Origin of the sequence: Sphingomonas antarctica, from assembly GCF_965137005.1 — a bacterium.
In the GTDB taxonomy this organism is placed as follows: domain Bacteria; phylum Pseudomonadota; class Alphaproteobacteria; order Sphingomonadales; family Sphingomonadaceae; genus Sphingomonas_O; species Sphingomonas_O antarctica.
In genome coordinates this window covers 1-1406 of sequence record NZ_CBCRXM010000037.1, presented here as the reverse complement: position 1 = coordinate 1406, position 1406 = coordinate 1, and the positions used below count along the sequence as shown (strand labels likewise).

Here is a 1406-nt window from a genome sequence, read left to right as displayed (position 1 = left end):
CTGCTTCTGTGGTTGCCGCCCGGTGTGCAAGAGGTTTCTGATCCAATGCGCGCGTGATCGAGTGCGGTCTTCTGTAAGGCCTGTGAATGCGACATTATGAAAAGTCGCTGGCCGGTATGGTGATCTGCGGATCAGGTCCAAATCTGTTCGTCGAGCTCAGTCGCTCCAAGCAGATCGCTGGTTTTCCTGATCCAGATCTGTTCGATCATTTTGCCCATTCGGGTCGTCGCCTTCTCACACCCCCTTCATCCGACGTCAGGCTGATTTTGCTGCATCATCATGCAACTGCTGCCGCCTGCGCCGGAACTCGATAATCCTCATTCTTCGTCAACATCGCCCAGATCGTCCGCGCCATCTTGTTGGCCAAAGCGATGGCCACGAGCAGCCTCGGCTTTCGCGCAGCCATGCCAGCCAGCCACGAACCTTCCGGTATCGATCTGCGTCCAATCCAGTTCAGGCGCGACATCGCGCCGATAATCAGCAGTCTGCGGATATCAGCCTGCCCGGCCTTCGAGATACGTCCGAGGCGCTCTTTGCCTCCTGAGGAGAATTGGCGTGGAACGAGACCGAGCCAGGCCGCAAAATCGCGGCCGCACCGGAAACTCGCCATTGGCGGGGCAAATGCTTCGACTGCCAAGGCGGTCAATGGGCCAACCCCGGGCATTGTCTGCAATCGCCGCGCCGTGTCGGCTTCACCCGCCAGCACCCTGATCTTCTTGGTTCGGCCGTCAATGCGTACCGTTTTCTCTTCAATCTGTTCCAGCAGGTCGCGACATTCCTCGCGCGTCAAATCGGGCAAATCGCTGTTCGGCGTCTCTACAATCTCTTCGATCCGTTTGATCTGACGCATCCCTTGGGGAACAACATGGCCGTATTCGTAGAGGCAGGCCCTGAGTGCGTTGACCAGTTCGGTGCGCTGATGGACGAGCCGCTCCCGAGCTCGAAACAAATTAGCTCGGCTTTGTTGCTCTGTGGACTTCGGCGCGACGAAGCGCATTTCAGGCCGCTGGGCAGCGATCACGATCGCCTCGGCATCGGCCGCATCGTTCTTCTGTCGCTTCACAAATGGCTTCACATAATGCGGCGCAATCAGCTTCACCTCATGGCCAAGCCTGATCATCTCGCGAGCCCAGTAATGCGCGCTGCCACAGGCTTCCATCACGACCACCGCTGGAGCCTGCTCGGCCATGAACTTGCCAAAACTCTGCCGCGACAGCTTCTTGCGGAACTTCGGCTGCCCCGTCATCGAGGCTGCATGTAGCTGGAAAACATTCTTTGCCAGATCTACCCCAATCATAATATCCTTCGTCACGGTTGCCGTCCTTTCCGCTGAGTAGCTGTAAACACCACACTTTGGCACATTGCGATGCCGTCTGGGGAGGGCGGCAACCACCCCATCTGTTCGA

Annotated in this window: 2 protein-coding genes; one reads left to right on the top strand and one right to left on the bottom strand. The window is 57.8% G+C overall.

Annotated features, from left to right (window positions below; translation table 11 throughout):
* The first annotated feature begins 86 nt into the window (after positions 1 to 86).
* Positions 87 to 314 carry a hypothetical protein gene (locus tag ACM9ME_RS15345; protein ID WP_415644329.1) on the top strand — a complete coding sequence of 76 codons (228 nt, stop codon included), beginning with the start codon at positions 87 to 89 and terminating at the stop codon, positions 312 to 314.
* Here the strand turns inward: ACM9ME_RS15345 and ACM9ME_RS15340 are convergent.
* Complete coding sequence (locus ACM9ME_RS15340) at positions 278 to 1297, bottom strand: IS110 family RNA-guided transposase (protein WP_415644330.1); 1020 nt, start codon at positions 1295 to 1297, stop codon at positions 278 to 280. The two genes, ACM9ME_RS15345 and ACM9ME_RS15340, sit on opposite strands and share 37 nt — an antisense overlap.
* Positions 1298 to 1406: the final 109 nt, after the last annotated feature.